At 66.5% G+C, this 17,588-nt stretch carries 19 protein-coding genes; 15 read left to right on the top strand and 4 right to left on the bottom strand.

Annotation, left to right across the window (positions count from 1 at the left end; all coding sequences use genetic code 11):
- Positions 1-30: 30 nt before the first annotated feature.
- Positions 31-615, top strand: a complete 585-nt coding sequence (locus tag V6R86_RS08025; RefSeq protein ID WP_338503533.1) for a TIGR04282 family arsenosugar biosynthesis glycosyltransferase — start codon at positions 31-33, stop codon at positions 613-615.
- A 3-nt stretch (positions 616-618) separates the two neighbouring features.
- Here V6R86_RS08025 and V6R86_RS08020 read toward each other — a convergent pair whose 3' ends face one another.
- Positions 619-1,551 (bottom strand): dimethylarginine dimethylaminohydrolase family protein, encoded by a 933-nt coding sequence (locus tag V6R86_RS08020; RefSeq protein WP_338503532.1) that lies wholly within the window; start codon positions 1,549-1,551, stop codon positions 619-621.
- 239 nt (positions 1,552-1,790) lie between these two features.
- Here V6R86_RS08020 and V6R86_RS08015 point away from each other — a divergent pair, with 239 nt between their 5' ends.
- The 11 genes from V6R86_RS08015 (at position 1,791) to V6R86_RS07965 (ending at position 12,834) form a co-directional block, all read left to right on the top strand.
- Complete coding sequence (locus V6R86_RS08015; RefSeq protein ID WP_425335948.1) at positions 1,791-5,111, top strand: amidohydrolase family protein; 3,321 nt, start codon at positions 1,791-1,793, stop codon at positions 5,109-5,111.
- The gene (locus tag V6R86_RS08010; protein ID WP_338503531.1) at positions 5,111-6,085 is read left to right on the top strand and encodes a quinone oxidoreductase; all 975 of its coding nucleotides are present in this window, start codon (positions 5,111-5,113) and stop codon (positions 6,083-6,085) included. The genes V6R86_RS08015 and V6R86_RS08010 overlap by 1 nt, the downstream gene beginning before the upstream one ends.
- Before the next feature lie 95 nt (positions 6,086-6,180).
- A complete protein-coding gene (gene tsaB, locus V6R86_RS08005) occupies positions 6,181-6,789 on the top strand; it encodes a tRNA (adenosine(37)-N6)-threonylcarbamoyltransferase complex dimerization subunit type 1 TsaB (RefSeq protein WP_338503529.1) in 609 nt (202 codons plus the stop codon).
- Entirely contained in the window at positions 6,786-7,262 is a 477-nt protein-coding gene (rimI, locus tag V6R86_RS08000; RefSeq protein WP_338503527.1) for a ribosomal protein S18-alanine N-acetyltransferase, read from the top strand. The genes tsaB and rimI overlap by 4 nt, the downstream gene beginning before the upstream one ends.
- 122 nt (positions 7,263-7,384) lie before the next feature.
- A complete protein-coding gene (locus tag V6R86_RS07995) occupies positions 7,385-7,816 on the top strand; it encodes a MucR family transcriptional regulator (RefSeq protein WP_338503525.1) in 432 nt (143 codons plus the stop codon).
- Between the two features lie 59 nt (positions 7,817-7,875).
- Positions 7,876-8,298, top strand: a complete 423-nt coding sequence (locus V6R86_RS07990; protein WP_338503523.1) for a Fur family transcriptional regulator — start codon at positions 7,876-7,878, stop codon at positions 8,296-8,298.
- 132 nt (positions 8,299-8,430) lie between these two features.
- Positions 8,431-9,030: a lysophospholipid acyltransferase family protein gene (locus V6R86_RS07985; protein WP_338503521.1), complete on the top strand. Its 600-nt coding sequence runs from the start codon at positions 8,431-8,433 to the stop codon at positions 9,028-9,030.
- A gap of 30 nt (positions 9,031-9,060) precedes the next feature.
- Positions 9,061-10,380 carry a tRNA (N6-isopentenyl adenosine(37)-C2)-methylthiotransferase MiaB gene (gene miaB, locus V6R86_RS07980; RefSeq protein ID WP_338503519.1) on the top strand — a complete coding sequence of 440 codons (1,320 nt, stop codon included), beginning with the start codon at positions 9,061-9,063 and terminating at the stop codon, positions 10,378-10,380.
- Positions 10,381-10,442: 62 nt separating this feature from the next.
- The gene (locus V6R86_RS07975; protein WP_338503517.1) at positions 10,443-11,453 is read left to right on the top strand and encodes a PhoH family protein; all 1,011 of its coding nucleotides are present in this window, start codon (positions 10,443-10,445) and stop codon (positions 11,451-11,453) included.
- On the top strand, positions 11,450-11,956 hold the full coding sequence (ybeY, locus tag V6R86_RS07970; RefSeq protein WP_338503515.1) for an rRNA maturation RNase YbeY: 507 nt from the start codon (positions 11,450-11,452) through the stop codon (positions 11,954-11,956). Before V6R86_RS07975 ends, ybeY begins: the two co-directional genes overlap by 4 nt.
- Positions 11,956-12,834: a hemolysin family protein gene (locus tag V6R86_RS07965; RefSeq protein ID WP_338503513.1), complete on the top strand. Its 879-nt coding sequence runs from the start codon at positions 11,956-11,958 to the stop codon at positions 12,832-12,834. Before ybeY ends, V6R86_RS07965 begins: the two co-directional genes overlap by 1 nt.
- Here the strand turns inward: V6R86_RS07965 and trmB are convergent.
- Complete coding sequence (gene trmB / locus V6R86_RS07960) at positions 12,831-13,529, bottom strand: tRNA (guanine(46)-N(7))-methyltransferase TrmB (RefSeq protein ID WP_338503511.1); 699 nt, start codon at positions 13,527-13,529, stop codon at positions 12,831-12,833. The genes V6R86_RS07965 and trmB overlap by 4 nt on opposite strands.
- Positions 13,530-13,588: 59 nt before the next feature.
- Here trmB and V6R86_RS07955 point away from each other — a divergent pair, with 59 nt between their 5' ends.
- Positions 13,589-14,086, top strand: coding sequence for a DUF2231 domain-containing protein (locus V6R86_RS07955; RefSeq protein WP_338503509.1), 498 nt, complete (start codon positions 13,589-13,591; stop codon positions 14,084-14,086).
- Positions 14,087-14,144: 58 nt separating this feature from the next.
- The gene (locus V6R86_RS07950) at positions 14,145-14,399 is read left to right on the top strand and encodes a hypothetical protein (protein ID WP_338503507.1); all 255 of its coding nucleotides are present in this window, start codon (positions 14,145-14,147) and stop codon (positions 14,397-14,399) included.
- Between the two features lie 3 nt (positions 14,400-14,402).
- Here the strand turns inward: V6R86_RS07950 and metK are convergent, their stop codons facing one another.
- Both metK and lnt read right to left on the bottom strand, forming a co-directional pair.
- Positions 14,403-15,614 (bottom strand): methionine adenosyltransferase, encoded by a 1,212-nt coding sequence (metK, locus tag V6R86_RS07945; RefSeq protein WP_338503505.1) that lies wholly within the window; start codon positions 15,612-15,614, stop codon positions 14,403-14,405.
- Positions 15,615-15,661: 47 nt separating this feature from the next.
- On the bottom strand, positions 15,662-17,209 hold the full coding sequence (gene lnt / locus V6R86_RS07940) for an apolipoprotein N-acyltransferase (protein ID WP_338503503.1): 1,548 nt from the start codon (positions 17,207-17,209) through the stop codon (positions 15,662-15,664).
- 99 nt (positions 17,210-17,308) lie between these two features.
- On the opposite strand from lnt, the gene V6R86_RS07935 reads away from it, so the two are divergent.
- Entirely contained in the window at positions 17,309-17,560 is a 252-nt protein-coding gene (locus V6R86_RS07935) for a CsbD family protein (protein WP_338503501.1), read from the top strand.
- Positions 17,561-17,588: the final 28 nt, after the last annotated feature.

The raw sequence follows: 17,588 nt of genomic DNA, 5'->3' as shown, positions 1-17,588 counted from the left end.
CTTGGTCGCGCTTGGACTATCGACCTTGGCATGAGCGCAGTCCGGCTGGTCATCTTCACCCGCTATCCCGAACCCGGCAAGGCCAAGACCCGGCTGATCCCGGCGATTGGTGCCGAGGGGGCCGCAGCGCTGCATCGGCGGTTGACCGAGCATACGTTGGCCGAGGCGCGGGCATCGGGGCTGGCGATCGATCTGCGCGTTACCGGAGCGCCCGAAGCGGCGTTCCGCGAATGGCTGGGCGAAGGCTTGACCATCACGCAGCAGGATGAAGGCGATCTCGGCGACCGCCTGCGCGCCGCCGCCGCTCCGCCGCCGGTGCTGTTCATCGGCTCCGACCTGCCGGATCTCAGCGCCGCATATCTGGTCGAAGCGGCCGACCTGATCCGAGCCGGACGCACGGTCATTGGCCCGGCCGAGGATGGCGGCTATTGGGCGCTTGGGCTGACGGCACGAGCCGACTATCTGTTTGAGGACATGCCGTGGAGCACCGCAGCCGTCTTCGCGCTGACCGAAGCGCGCCTCAAGGGCCGGGGAATCGAGCCGGCGCTGCTGCCGGAGCTTGCCGACTGCGACCGCCCGGAAGACTTGTCGCGCTGGCCATGGCTCGCCGTTTGACTATCACACGGCCGACGCTTGGCGGCGGAGCGGCATGGTCAGGCAATGCACCCCGCCGCCGCATTGGGTGAACTCGCCGAGCGGCACCGTCAGCACCTCAAACCCTAGTGCGCGCACCGCAGCGTCGACCCGCGGCGCGGAGCCGGTGGAGATGATCCGCCGCCGCCCGAGCGACAGGACGTTGCAGCCGAGGCTGGCGATTTCCTCTTCGTGTACGGGCACGATGGTGATGCCAAGTTCGCAGATCATCGCCACGAACGCCGGGTCGAGCTTCTCGACGCAGGCCAGTGCCACATCGCGGTCGATCACGCAGAAGTGCGTGTCGAGGTGCAGCAGATCGGGATCGATCGGGGTCAGCGTGACCTGCCATCCGCGCTCCTCGAAGAAGCTGCCGAGCGCCCGAGCGCCCTCGGTGGTGGTGCGCTTTTCCGATACGCCGACGACGAGATGACCGGGGCGCAGCAGGCAGACGTCGCCGCCTTCAACCGTGCCTTGGCGGACCCGGCCGAGGATCGGCACGTCGTTCGCCCGCGCGGTTTCCAGCACCACATCGACCTCCCCCCGGCGATGCTCTGCACCCGGCCGCAGCCCGACCAGCCCCCACGGGGTCATCAGGCTGGTGTCACGAGTGAAAGCGAGGTCGGGAAGGCCCGCCACCGGCTGCACCATCCGCACCCTGACGCCTGCCGCAATCAGCGTGTCGAGAAGCGCACGATGCTGTTTGGCCGCGCTGATGCTGCACGAGCTTCGCCCTTCCGCCAGCGCGTCCTCGCTGACCCGGTTGCAGGGCACAATGCTGAGATTGCGCGGACTCGCCAGCAGCACGTCCCTGAGCAAGCCATATTCGCTGTTGGGTCCCTCCGTCGCCGCACTGGTCAACGCCGATGCGGCGGTGTTCGCGGGAAGGCCGGACGCGCGAAGTAGCTCAGGGGTCAAGGATCATCCTCTGGACGTGAAAAAGGTCTGCTGGCCCGGTCATGGATGGGCTCCAGTCAGACGAACCGTGCAGCCACGCCAACTGTTCCGCCCGGCTGTTCCCTCGACGAAAGGCCATCCCGGTCGGCAAGCGACATGGAAGGCCGGTTGCATGGGCGCAGGGGCTGCGCCATCGTGCGCCACGTCTTTTGGCCGGTCGCGCCTGACCGGCTTCGTCCTTCACCCATGAGGCCACAGTCATGATCGCCAAGCTTTCGCTCACCTGCGCTCTTCTGGCGAGCAGTGCGCTCGCCGCCGCGCAGGAGGCCGCCCCGCCCGCGCAAGCCTCGCCGGCCGAAGCCGCGACCCAGCACACGCCGCCCGCCGCCGCCCCACGCGAAACCGCGGACAAGGACGCCGCCAAGTGGAACGTCGAGGCGCCGCGCGGCATGACCTTGCGCAAGGTCCGGCTCGATACCGCCGAGGGCACGTGGATGAACGTCGACGTCTCGCCAGACGGCAGCCGGATCGCCTTCGACATGCTGGGCGACATCTATGTCATGCCGATCGGTGGCGGCACTCCGACCCGGATTGCCGAAGGCTTGTCCTACGAACAGCAGCCGCGCTGGTCGCCGGACGGCACCCGCATCGCTTTCGTCTCGGACCGGGCGGGCGGCGACAACATCTGGATCATGAACGCCGACGGGTCGAACCGGAAGCAATTGACCAAGGAAGACTTCCGCCTCCTCAATCAGCCGAGCTGGAGCCCGGACGGCCGCTACATCGTCGCCAAGAAGCATTTCACCACCACCCGCTCGCTCGGCACCGGCGAAGTGTGGCTCTACCATGTCGACGGCGGCAGCGGCGTGCAGCTGGTCAAGCGCGTCAACGACAAGTGGCAGAAGGAATTGGGCGAACCGACCTTCGCGCCCGACGGGAAGCATATCTACTTCACCCGCAACGTGACGCCCGGCGGCACCTTTCAATATGCGCAGGATTCGAACGGCGCGCTGTTCGCGATCGAAAGCTACGAGCTCGATACCGGTGAAACGCGGCGCGTGACCGGTGGCAATGGCGGCGCGGTGCGCCCCAACCCCTCGCCCGACGGCAAGTATCTCGCCTTCGTCCGGCGCGAGCGGGCCAAGTCGAAGCTGTACGTCCGCGACATGGCGAACGGCAACGAGCGCAAGCTGCTCGACCTTCCCGACCAGGACATGCAGGAGACTTGGGCGGTGACCGGCGTCTATCCCAACATGGACTGGACCGCCGACAGCCGCGAGGTCGTGCTGTGGAGCGGCGGCAAGCTGCGCCGAGTGTCGGTCGTTGACGGCAATGCGCGCGACATTCCCTTCCGCGTCAACGACGACCGAGTAGTCGCGGAATCGCTTCATCCCAAGGTCGAGGTGGCCCCCGACAGCTTCCAGACCAAGATGATCCGCTGGGCGCAGATGAGCCCCGACGGCCGCCAGATCGTTTATGAATCGCTTGGCAAATTGTGGGTCAAGCCAGCCGGCACCGGCGCGGCGGCGCGGCGTCTGACCCGCAGCGACGACAATAGCTTCGAGGCTTATCCGACCTGGTCGCGCGACGGCCGCACCCTGGCCTTCGTCAGCTGGACCGATTCCGGCCTCGGCAAGATCATGACGGTCGGCGCCGGGGGCGGCACACCCAAGGCCGTCACCACCGATCCCGGCCATTACATCACCCCGCGCTTCTCGCCCGACGGCAAGACCATCGCTTTTGCCGCGGGATCGGGCGGCGGGCTGACCGCCGACCGCTGGGGCCGCGACGGCGGCGTCTATGTAATCCCGACGAGCGGCGGCAAGCCGAGGCTGGTCGAGCGCGGCGCGTCCAACCCGCAATATGGCGCGACGGGCGACCGGCTGTTCATGACCATGCGCGGCGACGACAAGCTTCAATTGGTGAGCACCGACCTGTCGGGCGAGGCGCGGCGCAACCATGCGTCGGGCGATCTCGCCAGCGACTTCCAGGTCGCGCAGGATGGGCGCTCGGTGCTGTTCCGGCAGAATTACGAAGCCTATCTGATGCCCCTGCTGCCCGGCGCGCAGGACGTCACCGCTTCGACCGACAAGGGCGCGCTTCCCGCGATCCGGCTGAGCCAGGGCGGCGGCGATTTCCTCCACTTCTCGGCTGGCGGCCGCAAGGCGCACTGGAGCATCGGGCCGGTGCTCTACACCGCCGATGCCACCGGCAGCTATGCCGGTGGATACAAATATCCGACTGCCGGCGAGAATTTGTCGCAGACCGTTCGTGCGGCCAAGCCCACCGGCAGCGTCGCGCTGACCGGCGCGCGGATCGTCACCATGCGCGGAACCGATGGCGGGATCATCGAGGACGGCGTGATCCTGGTCCAGGGCGACCGCATCGCCGCGGTCGGCCGCCGCGGCGAGGTGCAGGTGCCCGCCGGCACTCCGACCATGGACCTTGCCGGCAAGACCGTCGTGCCGGGATTCATCGACGCCCACGCCCACGGACCGCAGGGCGAGGACGGCCTGACCCCGCAGCAGAATTGGTCGGCGATGGCCAATCTGGCGCTCGGCACCACCACCATCCACGATCCTTCGAACAGCGCCGCCGAAGTCTTCGCCGCCGCCGAATTGCAGCGCGCGGGCAAGATCCTCGCCCCGCGCATCTTCTCGACCGGCGAAATCATCTACGGTGCCCGCGCCGCCGGCGCCTTTGCCGAGATCGGCAAGTTCGCAGACGCGCTGGCCCATGTGCGCCGCCTCAAGGCGCAAGGCGCCTGGAGCGTGAAGAATTACAATCAGCCGCGACGCGAACAGCGGCAGATGGTGGTCGCCGCCGCGCAGGCCGAGAACATGCTGGTCGTTCCCGAGGGCGGCTCGCTGTTCAACATGGACATGAGCCTGATCCAGGACGGCAATGCCACGGTGGAGCACAACGTACCCGGCAGCACCTTCTATCAGGATGTGCTGCAGATGTGGGGTCAGACGAGGACCAACTACACGCCGACTTTGGTCGTGACCTATGGCGGCCCGGGCGGCGATCCCTACTGGCGCTCGCACACCAACGTCTACGAGCAGCCGCTGCTGCGCGCCCACATTCCGCCGGGAACGCTGGCCGCCGCCAATGCCCGCCGCGAGATCGCGCCCGAGGAGGACTATTCCGACACCTGGTCGGCCCGCGAAGCACGCAAGCTTGCCGACCGCGGAATCTCGGTCAGCATCGGCGCGCACGGCCAGCAGGACGGCATCGGCGCGCACTGGGAGATGTGGAGCTTCGTCAAGGGCGGCTGGACCCCGCTGCAAGCGTTGCAGGCGGCGACGGTCAACCCGGCCCGCACGCTGGGTCTCGATCGCGATCTCGGCAGCCTCGAAGTCGGCAAGCTCGCAGATCTCGTGGTGCTCGACGCCAATCCGCTCGATAACATCCGCAACAGCGAAAAGGTGTCGCACGTCATGCAGGGCGGCCGGCTCTACAATGCCGCGACACTGAACGAGGAAGTGACCGGCAACCGCCGCCGCCAGGCCTATTGGTGGGAAACCAGCGCGTCGCCGATGCCCGGCAACCGCCCGGCCGCTTCGGCACACAAGCACTGATGAAAGCCCTTCAGGCCATCATCCGCCACACCGGCGGCCCCGAGGTGATCGAGTGGGTGGAAGCCGATCTTCCCCCGCCCGGCCCCGGCGAGGTGGTCATGGCCAATGACGCGGTGGGGGTGAACTTCATCGACACCTATCACCGCACCGGCCTTTATCCTGGGCCACTGCCGAGCGGGCTGGGCATGGAAGCGGCGGGCCGGATACTTGCGGTGGGGCCGGACGTGTCGCTGAAGGAAGGCGACCGGGTCGCGACCTTCGGGCCGGAACGCGGTGCCTATTCGGCGGCGCGGATCGTCCAGGCAAAGAATTTGCTGCCGGTGCCCGACGATGTGGCGTTCGAAACTGCCGCCGCCGCTCTCCTGAAAGGCTGCACTGCCGAGTTCCTCGCCGAACGGTGCGGCGAGGTGAAGCCGGGCATGAATGTGCTGGTCCACGCCGCGGCGGGCGGGGTCGGGCTGATCCTCGTGCAGTGGCTGAAAGCGATCGGCGCCCGAGTCATCGGCACCGTCTCGACCGAGGCCAAGGCCGAACTGGCGCGCGAAGCCGGCGCCGACGACATCATCCGCTACGATCATGAACCGGTCGCCGAGCGGATTCGCGACCTGACCGGCGGCAAGGGCTGCAAGGTCGTGTTCGACGGGGTCGGCGCGGACACCTGGGAGGCGAGCCTCGATTCGGCGGCGCGGCGCGGGCTGATCGTCAGCTATGGCAATGCGTCGGGCCCGGTCACCGGCGTGAACCTCGGCGTGCTCGCGCAAAAGGGCAGCCTGCACGTTACGCGACCGACCCTGTTCGATTATTACACGAGCGAAGAGGAACGCCGCGCCGGTGCCGACCGGCTGTGGGCGATGATCCGCGGCGGGAAGGTCCAGGTGACCATCGGGTCGCGCTACCCGCTCCGGCAAGCGGCCGACGCGCATCGCGCGCTCGAGGCGCGGCAAACCACCGGCTCGTTGCTTCTCCTCCCCTGACGGCAGCTGGGACAAGGCGCTTCGGCGCATCATGCATGGGCCGAAAACCGCCAAGCCTTGCTCTTACCGCTCTTTCGTGGCCCAATCATCCGATCATGCTGCTCGCCCTCGACACCGCCACGCCCGCCTGCACCGCCGCCTTGTTCGGCGCAGATGGCGCACTTCTGGCCCGTGCCGACGAAATCATGTCGCGTGGTCACGCCGAGAAGCTGATGCCGCTGCTCGAACGGATGCTCGACGGCCGCCGGGCCGACGCCATTCTCGTCGGCTGCGGGCCCGGCAGCTTCACCGGGCTACGGGTCGGGATCGCCGCCGCGCATGGCCTTGGCATCGGTTGGGACGTGCCGGTGCTCGGCCTATCGACCCTCGCATTGATCGCCGCCGGACTGCCCGGCGAAAGTCCGGTCGCCGTTGCGCTGACGGGTGGGCACGGCGAACTATTCGTTCAGCAGTTCGAGCGCGCACCGCTCGCTCCGGTCGCTGCGGTAGCAAGCCTCACGCCCGCCGCCGCCGCCGCGGCGATCACTGCGCCGCTGATGGCGGGATCGGGCGCTGCCGCCCTTGTCGCCGCACGCGGTTTTGGCGAGGCGGTCGACGCCCTCCCCACCGCCGCCCATGCTCTCGCCCTGCCCGAAGCGCTTCGCTCGCTGGCGCCGCGCCCGACCTATGCCCGCGCGCCCGACGCCAAGCCGAAGGCGGCATGAGCAGCACCGCTCCCGTGCCGCTCGTCGTCGAACGCGGCGGCGGCGACTCGCTCGACGACGTCATGGACGTGATGACTGCGGCCTTCGACCGCCGCTTCGGCGAAGCCTGGACCCGCGCACAATGCGCCGGGATCCTGCCAATGGCCGGCGTGACCCTCATGCTGGCGCGTCGGGGCGACGAAATCGCGGGCTTCAGCCTTGCCCGCCGGATCCTCGACGAAGCCGAATTACTGCTGATCGCGGTTCATCCCGATCACGCCGGAACGGGCACGGGCACGCAATTGCTCAAACGATTCATTGCCGACCAACAGATGGCGGGGGCGCACAACCTTCATCTCGAGGTGCGCGATGGTAATCCGGCCGTCCGCCTGTACCGAAACACCGGTTTCGACATCATTGGGCGGCGCAGCAATTATTACCGTGGCACCGACGGAGAGCGTTTCGACGCCTTGACCATGGCACTGAGGATATAAGGTCGCCGCCACATCCTGTGCTCGTGCTGACTTGTTATTCAGGCGTAATTATTGTTATCGCTTTGGGTGCTGTAGCTCGGGCCGCGGCAACTTGCGGTAGCACGTCTATTAGGACCTTGATAATGAACGAGATTGACCAGAACGCCGAAACCTTGATCACCCTCACCGCCGACATTGTTGCGGCACATGTCAGCAACAACAGCGTGTCCGTGAACGACTTGCCGCAATTGATCCAGAACGTGCACGGTGCGCTTTCTGGTCTCGGCGGCAAGGCGCCGGAGCCGGAAGTGAAGCAGGAGCCGAAGGTCTCGGTGCGCTCCTCGGTCAAACCCGATTATCTCGTCTGCCTCGAAGACGGAAAGAAGCTGAAGATGCTCAAGCGGCATCTGATGACCCACTACAACATGACTCCCGATCAATATCGCCAGAAATGGAATCTCGCGTCCGACTATCCGATGGTCGCGCCCAACTATGCCGAACAGCGCCGCACCCTCGCCAAGAGCATCGGTCTTGGCACCAAGCGCAAGCGCACCGGTGCGCGCGCCGCGAAGTAACTCACCTGGCGGGAGGCGGGGCCTAGACGCCCCGCCTCCTCTACCTTAATCGCTGCCCCATGCACCGCAACATCGACATCGAAGCGCTTTGCGCGGAAAAAGGGCTGCGGATCACCGAGCAGCGGCGCACCATCGCCCGCATCATCTCGGAAAGCGCCGATCACCCCGACGTCGAAACGCTGCACGAGCGCGCGTCGGCGATCGATCCCAACATCTCCATCGCTACCGTCTACCGCACCGTTCGCCTGTTCGAGGAAGCGGGCATTCTGGAGCGGCACGAGTTCGGCAACGGTCGCTCGCGCTACGAAGCGGTGACCGAAGAGCATCACGACCATCTGATCGACGTCGAGAGCGGCAAGGTCGTCGAGTTTCATGACGAGGAGCTGGAGCTGCTCAAGTCGCGCGTCGCCGAGAGGCTGGGCTTCAAGCTGGTCGACCACCGGCTGGAGCTGTACGGCGTACCGCTTGAGCGCGACCGTTAGGCCGTCTTTCGTCGTATCGTGAAGCTGCGGGCGTTCCTCCGGCTTCTTGCCATCGTTCTGCTGTTCGCCTTCTGCGCGAGCATTCATCTCGTAAGTCGTCAATTCGGCCGATCGCCCTGGCCGCGGCGTTTCTTGCGCGGGATCGCGTGGATCGCCGGCGCGCGGGTCCGCACGGTGGGACCGCAGCCGACCGAGCGCACTTTGATCGTGGCCAATCATGTCAGCTGGCTTGACATCCCGATGCTGTCGGGCGCGACCGGTTGCGCCTTCGTGGCCAAGGACAATCTTGGCGATCACCCTTTCATGCGCTGGCTGTGCGAGGAAAATGGCACCGTCTTCGTCGAGCGTGACCGGCGCGGGTCGGTCGGCGAGCAATTGGCCGCGATGAAGGCGGCGATCCGCAGCCATCGGCCGCTCTGCCTGTTCCCCGAAGGCACCGTCAGCGATGGCACCAAGTTGCTTCCCTTCCGCTCCAGCCTGCTCAAACTCGCCGAAGACCCGCCGCTGCCGCTGACGGTCCAGCCGGTGGCGATCGATTATGGCGGCGACGCGCCCGAGTTCGGGTGGCCGGCCGGCGAGACGGGACAAGCCAATTTCATCCGCCTGCTCGGTCGCCGTGGCACGGTGGATGTCACGCTCCGTTGTTTGGAGCCGCTCGCGCCCGGGCAGGATCGCAAGGCGCTGACCCGCCAGTCTGAGGCCGCCATCGCCGCTGCGCTGCGGCTGGCCTAGCCGCCGCGCACCGCGTATAGGCGCGGCGCCATGACCGCCCCCCGCACCTTCGCCATCAAGTCCTTCGGTTGCCAGATGAACGTCTATGACGGCGAGCGGATGGCCGAGCTCCTCGGCGCCGAGGGCATGACCCCGGTCGCTGCCGGTGCAGACGCGGATGTCGTTGTCCTCAACACCTGCCACATTCGCGAGAAAGCGGCGGAAAAGGCCTACAGCGAAGTGGGCCGCCTGCGCCGTGAGGACGGCACGCGCCCCGTAATCGCGCTCGCCGGTTGCGTCGCACAGGCCGAGGGCGCCGAGGCCAAGCGCCGGTCCAAGGCCATCGATGTCGTGGTCGGCCCGCAGGCCTATCACCGGCTGCCGCAACTGCTGCGCGAAGTGGAGGCGGGCGCCCGCCCGGTCGATACCGATCTGCCGACGCTTGACAAGTTCGCCGCCCTTCCCCGCCGCCGCCGCGTGGGCGTGTCGGCGTTCCTGTCAGTGCAGGAAGGCTGCGACAAATTCTGCACCTATTGCGTGGTGCCCTACACCCGCGGGGCCGAGGTCAGCCGGCCGATCGGCGATCTCCTTGACGAAGCAGCCCAGCTGGTCGAGGGCGGCACGCGCGAGCTCACCCTGCTCGGGCAGAACGTCAATGCGTGGGAGGATGGGAGCGAAACGCTGGCGACCCTGATCTGCCGCCTGGCGCCGCTGCCGGGGCTGGAGCGGATCCGCTATACCACCTCGCATCCGATCAACATGGGCGACGACCTGATCGCCGCCCACGCCGAGGTGCCCGAGCTGATGCCTTATCTGCACCTTCCCGTGCAGGCGGGCAGCGACCGCATCCTCAAGGCGATGAACCGCCATCACACGGCGGCAGACTATCTCGCCGTTCTCGCCAAGGTCCGCGCCGCCAACCCGGCCATCGCGCTGTCGGGCGATTTCATCGTTGGCTTCCCCGGCGAAACCGAAGAGGATTTCGCCGCGACGCTCCGCCTTGTCGAGCAAGTCGGCTACGCCTCGGCCTTCACCTTCAAGTACAGCCCCCGCCCCGGCACCCCGGCGGCGACAATGGACGACCAGGTCCCCGAGGCGGTCAAGGACGAAAGGCTGCAGCGGCTCCAGGCGCTGGTGATGGAGCAAAGCCGCGCCTTCAATGCGTCCAAGGTCGGCACGCAAACCCGCATCCTGATCGACCGCGTCGGCCGCAAGCCGGGACAGATGATCGGCAAGTCGCCGTGGCTCCAGTCGGTCTTCGTCGATACCGACGCCAAGATCGGCGACATGATCGACGTGCGCCTGACCGCTGCGCTGCCCAACAGTCTGGCTGGTGAATTGATCGCACCCGGCAGCAAACAGGCCGCGTGACTCTGCCGAAGGACGCACTACATTCGGGAACGATGACGACATTCAAGGCTTCACGCCGCTAGATGCCCAAGCGCCCCGACCTTCGCGCCGTGGACGACCCCACCCGCGCCCGCCTCGAAATCGAGTTCGAGCAGCCTTATCTGCTTGGGCCGCTATTCGGCGAATATGACCGCCACCTGGTGGCGATCGAAGACCGGCTCGGCGTCAACATCGCCGCGCGGGGCACCCGTGTGCAGATCGAAGGCGAGCCCGACAGCGCGGCCAAGGCCCGCGAAGTGCTGGTCGATCTCTACAGCCGCCTCGATGCCGGTCAGGACGTCGATCTGGCGGTGGTCGAAAGCGTAATCGGCATGGGCGCGCAGCGCCAGCTCGACGGGATCGTGCCCGACGCCGATGCGCCGGCCGCCAACCCCAACCGGGTGATGATCCGCACCCGCAAGAAGACCATCGTTCCGCGCTCGACCATCCAGACCAGCTACATGGAAGCGCTGGCCCGCGACGACATGATCTTCGCGCTGGGACCGGCGGGTACCGGCAAGACCTATCTCGCGGTAGCGCAGGCGGTGTCGATGCTGATCGGCGGGCAGGTCGATCGGCTGATCCTGTCGCGTCCGGCGGTCGAGGCTGGCGAGCGCCTGGGCTTTCTGCCGGGCGACATGAAGGAGAAGGTCGATCCCTATCTCCGCCCGCTGTACGACGCGCTGTACGATATGCTTCCGACCGAGCAGGTAGAGCGGCGGATCGCGAGTGGTGAGATCGAGATCGCGCCGATCGCCTTCATGCGCGGGCGCACGCTCAGCGACGCCTTCATCATTCTTGACGAAGCGCAGAACACCACGCCGCAGCAGATGAAGATGTTTCTCACCCGCTTCGGCATGCGGTCGCGCATGGTGATCTGCGGGGATCCCAATCAGACCGACCTCCCGCGCGGGGTCGAAAGCGGGCTCGCCGATGCGGTGGACAAGCTCGAAGGCATTCCGCGGCTGGCGACGGTGCGGTTCAGCGCCGCCGACGTGGTGCGCCATCCGCTCGTCGGGCGCATCGTCGAAGCCTATGAGGGTCCCGGCCGGTGAGCCTCGACATTACTATCGACGCCGACGAGGAATGGGACAGTAGCACCGACTGGGCGCGGCTTGCCGAAGCCGCGGCCCAGGCCGCCATCGCCGAAAGCGCCTTTCCTGGGCTCGTGCAGGCCGCGCGGCCTGTCGAACTGTCGGTCGTGCTCACCAATGATGAGGAAGTGCGCGGCCTCAACGCCGAATGGCGCGGCAAGGACAAGCCGACCAACGTCCTGTCCTTCCCGCAGGCCGAAGCCGACGAACTCGACGACGCCGATACCCCCGGCCCCGAACTGTTGCTCGGCGACATCGTGCTGGCGCGCGAAACCTGCGCCCGCGAGGCCGAGGAAAAAGCCCTGCCTTTAACGTCCCATGCCACGCACCTGCTGGTGCATGGCACCCTTCACCTGCTTGGTTACGACCACTTAGACGACGAGACCGCCGAAGACATGGAAGCCCGCGAAATCCGCGCCCTCGCTCGGCTTGGCCTTGCCAATCCCTATGAGGTGGCCGCCTGATGGCGACCGAGCCCGACACCGGATCGCGCTTGTGGCGCGGCCTGCGCAGCCTGATGTTCGGCGACGACGGCGAGACGACGCTGCGCGATCAGATCGAGGAAGCGATCGACGACGCTGAAGACGACAGTCCCAAGCAGGGCGACCTCAGCCCGCTCGAACGGCAGATGCTGAAGAATCTGCTGCATTTCGGCGACCGCACCGCCGGCGACATCTGCGTCACCCGCGGCGAGATCATCTCGGCCAAGCATGGCAGCAGCATGGAAGAACTCGCCAAGATCTTCGCCGAGGCCGGGCACAGCCGCCTTCCGATCACCGGCGAGAGCCTCGACGAGATCGTCGGCATGGTTCACATCAAGGACGTCTTCAACGCCTATTTCGACGCCACCGAGCGCAAGAGCGTCGACGAGATCCTGCGCGTGCCGTTGTATGTGCCCGAAAGTATGGGTGTCCTCGATCTCCTCGCGCGGATGCGGGCCGAGCGGACGCATCTTGCGGTGGTGATCGACGAATTCGGCGGGACCGAGGGCCTCGTCACCATCGAGGATGTGGTCGAGGAAATCGTTGGGGACATCGCCGACGAACATGACGAGGAAGAGCAGCCCCTGCTCGCCCGGCTCGACGACGGCCTGTGGGAAGCCGATGCGCGTCTCGAGCTCGACGAGCTTGCCGAAGCGGTCGATGCCCGCCTGATCGCCGAGGACGACGAAGTCGACACGCTGGGCGGGCTCGCCTTCCTGCTTGCCGGCCGGATCCTAGAGCCGGGCGAAAGCATCGCTCACCCAAGCGGCTGGCGTTTGGAATCGGTCGAAGCGGATGAGCGCAGGCTAATCCGGCTTCGCCTCCACGCCCCCGAAGGCACCGAGCTGCCCGACGCCTAGCGGCGACGATATTTAAGATAATAAGGCCGCCGCCCCTCGCGCCGGCTCTTGGCGCCGTAGCGGGTCTCGATCCAGCCGGACGGGGGATCGAGAAAGTCCGACGGCTTTTCGGCCAGCCATTCGAACGTGTCGGTGTGGCGGGCCATGACGCTCAGCGTCCATTCGAGGTAGATCGGATGATCGGTCGCGATCCGCAGTTCGCCGCCCGGCTTGATCTTGTCGGCAAACAGGCCGACCGGGCCGTCGTTCACCATCCGCCGCTTGGCATGGCGCGCCTTGGGCCAAGGGTCCGGATGCAACAGATAGAGCATCAAGAGGCTGCCGTCGGGCACCCGGCGCAGCACCTCGAGCGCGTCGTTCATGTGCAGCCGCACGTTGCGCAGCGGCCCGTCGCGGACATGGCCGAGCGCGGTTGCAACGCCGTTCAAGAACGGCTCGCACCCGATGAAGCCGTGATCGGGCAGCAGGTCGGCGCGATAGGCGAGATGCTCGCCCGAACCGAACCCGATCTCGAAATGCAGCGGCCGGTCGTCGCCGAACAGGATCCGCGAACTGATCTCGCCCTCGGCGGGCACGCCGATCTCGGGCAGGAGGCGGTCGATCAGCTCCTGCTGGCCTTGCCGCAGCTTGTGGCCACTCGAGCGGCCATACAGACGATTGAGCGTGGTGGGATCACCGGACTTGAAGGCGGTCATGGGACCTGCCTTTAGTGCCCTGCGTTCACGCGACAACTGGCAAGGCGGCTAAGACGGTAATGACTGGCGACAATCCCCGCAGCACGGCGCAGATCGGTGGGCATCCGATCCACCCTTTGCTGATTCCTTTCCCCATCGTCAGCTTCATCGGCGCGCTGGTGACCGACGTCATGTTGCTGACGACGCTGGAGCGCGGCTGGGCGACGGCAAGCAGTTGGCTGCTCGGGATCGGCCTCGTTACCGCGCTGGCCGCGGCGGCGGCGGGAATGACCGATTATCTCGGCGACGATCGGATCAAGACGATCGGTGCCGCGACCCGGCACATGATCGCCAACATCGTGGTGGTGACGCTCGAGGCTGTGAACCTTGCCATTCGCCTTGCCAGCGGCGCCGATCAGGTCGCAGGCTTCGGCGTGTGGCTGAGCCTCGCGAGCGTAGCACTCCTGGCTTACTCGGGCTGGCTTGGCGGCGAACTGGTCTACAAGCACCGCGTGGGCGTCCAGCAATCGCCCGACACGCCCACGCCGGACCGCGACTTCAGCCGCGACCGGCGGTAGGTCCCCCGCCTTTGGGCCATTGCGGGCCCGCGATCGCGAATTGATCGTTTATGGGGGCATGAGCTTCACGCAACTCGCCCCGCCCCTTCCGCTTCATGTCGTCGACCGCGGCAAAGGTCAGGCCATGGCCGTCATCGACTATGGCCCGGAATTCGACCTGCTGTGGGTCGTTGCCATGGACGAAGGCGGCGAGATCTGGTGCGTTCCCAACCCGCAGGTGAGGATGCAGGCCAACTGGTCGCTGGGCCGAAGCCGGGAGAAGCTGCCCGCGCTGGGCAAGCTTGCTCCCGTGCCGCGGGCGGCGGGCGCCTGATCTTTAGGCGACCAGCGACTTCAGTTCGTCGCCAAGGTCGGTCTTTTCCCAAGGGAATAGCTCGCCCTCGGCCTTGCGACCGAAGTGGCCGTAGGCAGCGGTCTTGGAATAGATCGGCTTGTTGAGGCCGAGCGCGGTGCGGATGCCGCGCGGGGTCAGCCGGCCGAGCCGTTCAATCTTGCCGATCGCCTGCTCGAGCTTGTCGTCGCCGACGCTGCCGGTACCGTGCGTATCGACATACAGCGACAGCGGCTCCGACACGCCGATAGCATAGCTCAGCTGAATGGTGCAGCGAGTCGCCAAGCCAGCCGCGACGATGTTCTTGGCCAGATAGCGCGAGACGTAAGCCGCCGAACGATCGACCTTTGTCGGGTCCTTGCCCGAGAACGCGCCGCCGCCATGCGGGGCCGCCCCGCCGTAGGTGTCGACGATGATCTTGCGCCCGGTCAGACCCGAATCGCCGTCAGGGCCGCCGATCTCGAAGCTGCCGGTCGGGTTGATGTGATAAACGGTCTCGTCGCTCAGCAGATTGGCCGGAATCACGCTGGCGATCGCGTCGCGGACATAGGCCTTGAGTTCGGCTTCCTTGTCGCCCTCGTCATAGCCCTTCTTGTGCTGGGTCGAGACGACGATGGCGGTCGCGGCAACCGGCTTGCCGTTTTCGAAGCGCAGGGTGACCTGGCTCTTGGCATCAGGCTCGAGAAACGGCGCGGCGCCCGAATGGCGGTCGGCGGCCAGCTTTTCGAGGATCTTGTGGCTGTAGTCGAGCGTCGCCGGCATCAGGTCGGGCGTCTCATCGCAGGCGAAACCGAACATGATGCCCTGGTCGCCCGCGCCCTCGTCTTTGTTGCCGCTGGCGTCCACGCCCTGCGCGATGTGCGCCGATTGCGGGTGGAGGTTGTTCTCGAAGCGCAGGCTTTCCCAGTGGAAGCCGTCCTGCTCGTAGCCGATCTTCCTCACCGTCTCACGGACGACCTCTTCGATCTCATCTTCGATGCCGGGCGCCCAGTTCCCGGCCTCGTCCATGATGCCTTTGCCGCGGATTTCGCCGGCGAGGACCACGAGATTGGTGGTGGTTAGCGTTTCGCAGGCGACGCGCGCTTCAGGGTCCTTGCTAAGAAACAGATCGACGATGGCGTCACTGATCTGGTCGGCGACCTTGTCGGGATGGCCTTCGGACACGGATTCGGAGGTGAAAAGATAGGACTGGCGCATGGGACTCCGGTGCGTCTGGGAGCGGATATAAGGATATAAAGATAGCTTTATATGTGCTGTCTGTAGCGAGCCCGCGCGTCCATGCCAACCGCCAACACGACGAGCAGGAACGCCAGGCTCAGGGGGATCACATTGCCATGGCGACTGAAAAGCGTTGACGCTGCGGAGGGTGGGAGGTCGGCATCGATTGCGCCGGCGGTCCGCCACGGCAGGCTGGCCAGGAGATTGCCCTTCGCATCGATCACGGCGCTGATCCCGGTCGGGGTCGAGCGGATCACGGGCAATCCCTCCTCCGCCGCGCGCAGGCGGGCCTGGGCGAGGTGCTGGGGCGGGCCCCACGCGCCGAACCAGGCGTCGTTGGACGGGTTGAACAGGAAGTTCGGGCGGTGCGCGGGATCGATCACCTGTCCCGAGAAGATGATCTCGTAGCAGACCTGCACCCCCATGATGCCCCAGCCGGGGATCGACAAGTTGCGTGGTCCCGGGCCTTCCAGCGTGTCGCCTTCGCCCGGCGCCAGTTGGCTGAGACCGATCGCCGACAGCAAGGGCCGCATGGGCAGATATTCGCCGTAGGGCACCAGATGCGCCTTGTCGTAGCGGCCGAGAATGCTTCCGTCGCCCGCGATCGGCATCACGCTGTTGGTGCTTCCGACCAGCTTCGCATTGCGATCGACTACCAGCGCAAAGGCGCCGGTGACGAGCAGATCGCCGCCCGGCCGCAGCAAGGCACCCGCCCGGCGGGCCGGCGGCAGCGGCGTGGTCAGGCGCGCGGGCGGCGGACCTTCGAGCTGAAAGGCGACCGGCACCGCAACCTCGGGCCACAGGATCAAGGTCGGTGGTGCACCGGCCGGAAGGGCCGACAGCTTGGAGAGGCGTTGGAAGGCTTCTTCTTCCAGCCCTTCGCGCCATTTGTCTTCCTGGCCGATGTTGGGCTGAACGATGCGGAGTTTCTTTGCCGCCGCAACCTGGGGTAGCGGTGCGCGAAGCCAGCCCGACGCACCGACAGCGAGAACAAGGGTTGCGAGGACGAGCGCGTTTCGCCGGGCGGCGGAGAACAAAAGGAACAGCGCGCCGCCCAGCAGCACCACCAGCACCGACAGTCCATACGTTCCGATACCCGCCGCACTCAAGCGCCAGAAGGTCTCGAGCAGGGTTACGCCAACCGGATTCCACGCGAAGCCCGTGAACATGGTCGCCCGCAGCCACTCGCTCACCGCCCAGCCGCCGGCCAGCGCCAGCACCAATCCGGTCGGCGAGCACTGTCCGAAGCGCCAGGCAAGGCCGGTCGCCAGCGCCGGATAGACCGCCAGATACAGGCTGAGCAGCACCACCGCCAGCCAGCCGAGCCACGCCGGCATCGCCGCCTGGTAGGTAAAGGCGGTAGCGATCCAGTTGAGACCGAGCACGAATTGCCCGACCGCGAACAGCCAGCCGGTCCACAGGGCACGCGGCAAGCTCCCGCTTCGCGCGACCAGCAGCGCCAGCACCGCAAAGGCGAGCGGCATCAGCGGCCACAGTCCGACCGGCGCAAAGGCAAGCGCGGACAGGAGGCCGAGGGGAAAAGCGAGCAGCGAGTGCGAGGGCCGTAACGTCACGCCGGGCCCTTTGGCAGATGCGCGGACGCCTGCAAACACGAACGGCACTCCTGCGCCTCTCGCGCGTTGATGCCGCGAACCCAATTTCGGAGAACAATAATGAACATCGACACGATCGCCGGCGAAGGCACGGCCACCAAGGGCGATTTCAAGCGCGGTCTCGGCGAAGTCACCGGCGATGCCAAGCTGCAGCAGGACGGCACCGTCGATCAGCTGACGGGCGAACTGCGCAAGGGCTTCGGCCAGGTTCGCGACTTCGTGAACAACAACAAGGCTGCCAGCTACACCGCCGCCGCCGTGTTTGGTCTCGCAGTGCTGAACAGCCTGCGCGGCAAGGGCCGCGCTGCCTGATTAGCTGATCGCTGACAATATAAAGGGG

It is taken from the genome of Sphingomonas kaistensis (assembly GCF_036884275.1).
GTDB lineage: Bacteria > Pseudomonadota > Alphaproteobacteria > Sphingomonadales > Sphingomonadaceae > Sphingomicrobium > Sphingomicrobium kaistense_A.
The sequence above is the reverse complement of the archived record's forward strand: the minus strand, read 5'-3'. Positions and strand labels throughout refer to the sequence as shown.

Bases quoted from the DNA above. Each gene is read 5' to 3' on its own strand.
- V6R86_RS08025 (WP_338503533.1), top strand. From the start codon at position 31: ATGAGCGCAGTCCGGCTGGTCATCTTCACCCGCTATCCCGAACCCGGC.
- V6R86_RS08015 (WP_425335948.1), top strand. From the start codon at position 1,791: ATGATCGCCAAGCTTTCGCTCACCTGCGCTCTTCTGGCGAGCAGTGCG.
- V6R86_RS08010 (WP_338503531.1), top strand. From the start codon at position 5,111: ATGAAAGCCCTTCAGGCCATCATCCGCCACACCGGCGGCCCCGAGGTG.
- tsaB (WP_338503529.1), top strand. From the start codon at position 6,181: ATGCTGCTCGCCCTCGACACCGCCACGCCCGCCTGCACCGCCGCCTTG.
- rimI (WP_338503527.1), top strand. From the start codon at position 6,786: ATGAGCAGCACCGCTCCCGTGCCGCTCGTCGTCGAACGCGGCGGCGGC.
- V6R86_RS07995 (WP_338503525.1), top strand. From the start codon at position 7,385: ATGAACGAGATTGACCAGAACGCCGAAACCTTGATCACCCTCACCGCC.
- V6R86_RS07990 (WP_338503523.1), top strand. From the start codon at position 7,876: ATGCACCGCAACATCGACATCGAAGCGCTTTGCGCGGAAAAAGGGCTG.
- miaB (WP_338503519.1), top strand. From the start codon at position 9,061: ATGACCGCCCCCCGCACCTTCGCCATCAAGTCCTTCGGTTGCCAGATG.
- V6R86_RS07975 (WP_338503517.1), top strand. From the start codon at position 10,443: ATGCCCAAGCGCCCCGACCTTCGCGCCGTGGACGACCCCACCCGCGCC.
- V6R86_RS07965 (WP_338503513.1), top strand. From the start codon at position 11,956: ATGGCGACCGAGCCCGACACCGGATCGCGCTTGTGGCGCGGCCTGCGC.
- trmB (WP_338503511.1), bottom strand. From the start codon at position 13,529: ATGACCGCCTTCAAGTCCGGTGATCCCACCACGCTCAATCGTCTGTAT.
- V6R86_RS07955 (WP_338503509.1), top strand. From the start codon at position 13,589: ATGACTGGCGACAATCCCCGCAGCACGGCGCAGATCGGTGGGCATCCG.
- V6R86_RS07950 (WP_338503507.1), top strand. From the start codon at position 14,145: ATGAGCTTCACGCAACTCGCCCCGCCCCTTCCGCTTCATGTCGTCGAC.
- metK (WP_338503505.1), bottom strand. From the start codon at position 15,614: ATGCGCCAGTCCTATCTTTTCACCTCCGAATCCGTGTCCGAAGGCCAT.
- V6R86_RS07935 (WP_338503501.1), top strand. From the start codon at position 17,309: ATGAACATCGACACGATCGCCGGCGAAGGCACGGCCACCAAGGGCGAT.